General features: G+C 70.1%; 4 protein-coding genes. 2 read left to right on the top strand and 2 right to left on the bottom strand.

Annotation, left to right across the window (positions count from 1 at the left end; all coding sequences use genetic code 11):
• Both N878_RS14070 and N878_RS14065 read right to left on the bottom strand, forming a co-directional pair.
• On the bottom strand, positions 1-424 hold a 424-nt coding region (locus N878_RS14070), incomplete at its 3' end, for an AlkA N-terminal domain-containing protein (protein WP_021444281.1).
• Positions 425-541: 117 nt separating this feature from the next.
• Positions 542-1,567 (bottom strand): AraC family transcriptional regulator, encoded by a 1,026-nt coding sequence (locus tag N878_RS14065; protein ID WP_031303177.1) that lies wholly within the window; start codon positions 1,565-1,567, stop codon positions 542-544.
• A gap of 102 nt (positions 1,568-1,669) precedes the next feature.
• On the opposite strand from N878_RS14065, the gene N878_RS14060 reads away from it, so the two are divergent.
• Entirely contained in the window at positions 1,670-3,145 is a 1,476-nt protein-coding gene (locus tag N878_RS14060) for an NAD(P)/FAD-dependent oxidoreductase (protein ID WP_021444279.1), read from the top strand.
• A complete protein-coding gene (locus N878_RS14055) occupies positions 3,129-4,058 on the top strand; it encodes an alpha/beta hydrolase (RefSeq protein ID WP_021444278.1) in 930 nt (309 codons plus the stop codon). Before N878_RS14060 ends, N878_RS14055 begins: the two co-directional genes overlap by 17 nt.
• Positions 4,059-4,089 lie beyond the last annotated feature (31 nt).

Here is a 4,089-nt window from a genome sequence, read left to right as displayed (position 1 = left end):
CCGCCGCCTTGACCGTGACCTGCTGGCCGACGATGGCGCGCACCGCCTGCTCGAACGGGTCGAAGGCCACCGGCAGGCGCAGGCCGGGGTTGCGCTGCAGCAGCGGCGCGAGCAGGGCGTCGCCGCTGAGGTGCGCGGCAATCGCCTGCGGCTCGGCGTCGAGATCGAACATCCGCCGCACGCGCTGCTGCAAGGCCTCCAGGGCGATGGGCGCGGCGCTGCAGCAGCGCAGTTCGAGGGCGTTCTGCCCGGGCAGCGGTGTCACCCGCAGCCAGCCGCTGGCGCCGGCCAGGCTGAAGCTGCGGCTGTAGCTGTCCGGCGTCAGGCATTCCAGCCCCGGCAGCGCGCGCAGGGCGAAGTGGGCATGGAACTGCGGCCAGTGCCAGGGCGGCAGGTAGGGCAGGAGCAGGCTGATATTGTGCATGGCTTGCACCTTAGCCGCGTCGGGCGGCGCTGTCAGCGTGAAGATGGCTTTCAAACACGATCGAGCCCAGGTGCGTACTTTAGGCAAAGGCGGACATAGGGCGCTGATCGGTTCGCTCTACGAAATAGGCTCGCCGCGCTGGTAGCGCCCCGGCGTGGTGCCTTTCCAGCGCTTGAAGGCGTGGATGAAGTTGGACAGCTCGCCGTAGCCCAGGCGCTCGGCGATTTCCTCCAGGCTCAGGCCGCCGGCGGCCAGCAGCTCCTCGGCCAGGGCCTGGCGCACCTCGTCCTGCAGGGCGCGAAAGCTGCTGCCTTCGTCGATCAGGCGGCGGCGCAGGGTACGGCTGCTCAGGTGCAGGCGGGCGGCGACCCGTTCCATGTCGCTCATCTGCCCTGGCGCCTGCAGCAGCAGCTGGCGCACGCGGCCGGCCAGGCCCTGGTGCCACTGGTGGCGAGCGAGGATCGCCTGGCATTGCTGCTCGCAGGCGCTGACCAGCTGCGAATTGGCCCGCGGCAGCGCAACATCCAGCAGCCCGGCGGCCAGGCCGATGCGATTGGCCGCGGCAGCAAAATGCGGCGCCAGGCCGAAGACCTCGACGAAGGGCGCGACCTCGGCCGGCGCCTGCTGGCGCAGCTCCAGGCAGGTCAGCGGCAGCGGGGCGCCGAGCAGTTCGCGCACGATCAGCTGGGCACCGACCATATCGCGCTGGACGATAAAGGGCCGTAGCTCCTCGTCCAGCGCGCCGTCGTCGAAGCGCAGGCTGGCGGTGACGCCATCCTCGTCCAGGCTGATGCGGGTGAAGGCGTAGGTCAGGCCGTGGTAGCGCAGCCCCAGTTCGGCCGCCTGGCGCGCGGTGGCGCTGCTGAGCATGGCGTAGCCCCAGGCGCCGTAGCTGGTCAGGTGGTAGCGCCGACCGGCCTGCAGGCCGAGGTCGGCGACCGCGGGCAGGGCCTGCACCAGGTTGGCGATCAGCTGCAGCTCGCGGCCGGCGTCGATCTCGCCGTGCGGGGCGGCGAGCTGCACCGCGCTCAGGCCGGTATCGCGCAGGCAGGTGTCCAGGTCCAGGCCGAGGTCGAGCCCCAGCTGGGTGAGCAACTGCATGCTGGTGATGCTGCGGCGTGCGGGCCAGGGTGGCGACATCAGGCTGTCCGAAAATCACAATCGATTGACCGACTATGCCATAACCGGCGGTGGCCGGCGCAAGTAGCATCCGCTTATCGCCACTCATTGGTCGGGGAGACCACAATGCACAACAACCCCCGCACGGGCGCGCCCTGGCGCGTGCTGATCATCGGCAGCGGCTTCGCCGGCCTGGGCCTGGCCATGCAGCTGCGCAAGGCCGGCCAGGACGACTTCCTGCTGCTGGAAAAGGCCGGCGAAGTCGGCGGCACCTGGCGCGATAACGACTATCCCGGCGCCGCCTGCGACGTGCCTTCGCACCTCTATTCGTTTTCCTTCGAGGCCAAGCACGACTGGTCGCGCAAGTACCCGCCGCAGGCGGAAATCCACGCCTATATCCTGCAGTGCGTGGACAAGTACCGGCTGCGTCCGCAGATCCGCCTCAACGCCGAGGTGCAGGGCGCCGAGTTCGACGCCGCGCGCGGGCTGTGGCGGGTCGAGTTGGTCGGCGGCGAATGCCTGGAGACCCGGGCGCTGGTCAGCGCCTGCGGCCAGCTCAACCGCCCGGCCTATCCGCAGTTGCCGGGGCTGGAGCGCTTTCGCGGCGAGGCCTTCCATTCGGCGCGCTGGCGGCATGACCTGGACCTCACCGGCAAGCGCGTGGCGGTGATCGGCACCGGCGCCTCGGCGATCCAGTTCGTCCCGCAGATCCAGCCGAAAGTGGCGCAGCTGAGCCTGTTCCAGCGCTCGGCCGCCTACGTGCTGGCCAAGCCGGATCGCGCCTACCGCGCCTGGGAAATCGCCCTGATGCGCCGCGTGCCGCTGCTGCAGCGGGTCGACCGCTTGCTCAAGTACCTGCACCACGAGGTGCGCGCGCTGGCCTTCGTCAGCCTGCCCTGGCTGATGCGCTCGATGCGCGGCCGTTTCACCCGCCACCTGGCGCGGCAGATGCCCGATGCCGGCAAGCGCGCGCAGCTGCAGCCGGACTACCCCATGGGCTGCAAGCGCATCCTGATCAGCAACGACTACTACCCGGCGCTGGCCCAGGCCAATGTCGAGATCGTCGACTCGCCGATCCGCGCGGTGCGCGAGCACGCGCTGGTCAGCGCCGACGGCCGCGAGCATCCCTGCGACGTGCTGATCTACGGCACCGGCTTCACCGCCAGCGATTTCCTCGCGCCGATGCGCATTCGCGGCCTGAACGGCCTGGAGCTGAACCAGGCCTGGAAGGATGGCGCCGAGGCCTACAAGGGCATCAGCGTCAGCGGCTTTCCCAACCTGTTCCTGCTCTACGGGCCCAATACCAACCTGGGCCACAACTCCATCCTCTATATGCTGGAGAGCCAGTACCCCTACGTGCTCGGCTGCCTGCAGGCGCTTCGCGAGCAGGGGCTGCGCTACCTGGACCTGCGGCCCGAGGTGCAGCGGCGCTACAACCAGCGCCTGCAGCACCTCACCCGCCGAACGATATGGGCGCAGGGCTGCAGCAGCTGGTATCAGAACGCCTCCGGCAAGCACACCAACAACTGGCCGGGCTACACCTTCACCTACCGCCACCTGACCCGCACCCCGGAGCTTGCCGACTATGACTGCGTCCGCTGATTTCACCGCCCCCGCCGCCGAGCAGATGCTGCTGCGCCGCGTGCTGCGCGGCTTCCTGCGCCTGCTGTTTCGCGGCCTGGTGCGCCCGCCGATGCCGATAGCCGGACAGCGCCTGGTGTTGCGCCTGCTCACCGCCACCACCCTGACCCCGCGCGGAGTCACGCGCAGTGCCGCGACCCTCGGCGGGCGGCCCTGCGAATGGCACCGGCCGCCGGCCAGCAGCGGCAACGTGCTGCTCTACCTGCACGGCGGCGCCTTCATGATTGGCGGGCCGGCTACCCATCGCGGCATCTGCGCCAGCCTGGCGAAGCGCGGCGGCCTGGACGTCTGCGCGCTGGACTACCGCCTGGCGCCGGAGCATCCCTATCCGGCGGCGCGCGACGACGTGGTGGCGGCTTACCGCGCGCTGCTGGACGCCGGCTACCGGCCCGAGCAGATCGCCATCGGCGGCGATTCGGCCGGCGGCAACCTGAGCCTGGTCGGCAGCCTGCGCATCGATGAACTGGGCCTGCCGGCACCGGCGGCGCTGGTGTGCTTCTCGCCGGCCACCGATTTCACCGGCGAACGCATGCACCAGCCGCCGGCCGGCGACCCGCTGATCCATCCCCGCTGGATCGAGCAGGCCGCCGCGCTGTATTGCCCGGCCGATCTGCCGCGCAACGATCCGGGTATGTCGCCGTTGTTCGCCGATCTGAGCCGCCTGCCGCCGACCCTGATCCAGGTTGGCGAGGACGAATTGCTGCTGAACGACAGCCTGCGCCTGGCCGAGCGCGCCCAGGCCGCCGGCGCCAGCGTGCGCCTGGAGCGTTATCCGGGGCTGTGGCACGTGTTCCAGGCCCATGTCGGCATGCTGCGCGCGGCGGATTACGCCATCGCCCGGGTGGTGGCCTTCCTCCGCGAACGGGGGCTGTGATGGACAACATCCTCATCAGCGGCGCTGCCTC

Origin of the sequence: Pseudomonas sp. EGD-AK9 (assembly GCF_000465935.2) — a bacterium.
Lineage (GTDB): Bacteria > Pseudomonadota > Gammaproteobacteria > Pseudomonadales > Pseudomonadaceae > Aquipseudomonas.
The sequence above is the reverse complement of the archived record's forward strand: the minus strand, read 5'-3'. Positions and strand labels throughout refer to the sequence as shown.

Coding starts and splice junctions, on each gene's coding strand:
- N878_RS14060 (WP_021444279.1), top strand. CDS start 1,670: ATGCACAACAACCCCCGCACGGGCGCGCCCTGGCGCGTGCTGATCATC.
- N878_RS14055 (WP_021444278.1), top strand. CDS start 3,129: ATGACTGCGTCCGCTGATTTCACCGCCCCCGCCGCCGAGCAGATGCTG.